Annotated in this window: 1 protein-coding gene; it reads left to right on the top strand. The window is 63.8% G+C overall.

The features are described 5' to 3' along the window. Window positions 1-336, top strand: a 336-nt coding sequence (locus tag SOP85_RS31195) for an RbsD/FucU domain-containing protein (protein ID WP_323629433.1), incomplete at its 5' end; no start/stop codon positions are given. Between the last annotated feature and the right edge of the window lie 84 nt (window positions 337-420).

Genomic DNA, 420 nt, shown 5'->3' with positions numbered 1-420 from the left:
GACGGCAACTACGCCTGCGTGACCCACGCGCCGAAAGACGCCACCGTGGTCTATCTGAACCTGGCGCCCGGCACACTCGCCGCCCCGCCAATCCTGGAAAAGCTGCTGACCTGCATCAACGTGGAAAGCGCGGCGCTGATGGCCTGCCCGCCGGACTTCACCAACACCATCGAAGCCGAATATCGGCAGCTGCTGCCGGCGCAGTGCCCGGTCGAACACCTGCCGCGCGAGGCATTTTACGCCGCGGTCAAATCGGATCGGACGCTGCTGGTGATCGCCTCCGGCGAACAGCGCCGCTTCGCCAACCTGCTGCTGACGGTGGCGCCGGGGGGGTGAGAAAGGGACACGTCGATAGGATAAAAAGAGGGGGCTCCCCCCCTCTTGCGGTTACAGATCCACAATCAGTTTTTCCAGTTCTCC

Origin of the sequence: Pseudomonas sp. YuFO20, from assembly GCF_035064975.1 — a bacterium.
In the GTDB taxonomy this organism is placed as follows: Bacteria; Pseudomonadota; Gammaproteobacteria; order Pseudomonadales; family Pseudomonadaceae; genus Aquipseudomonas; species Aquipseudomonas putida_AE.
The sequence above is the reverse complement of the archived record's forward strand: the minus strand, read 5'-3'. Positions and strand labels throughout refer to the sequence as shown.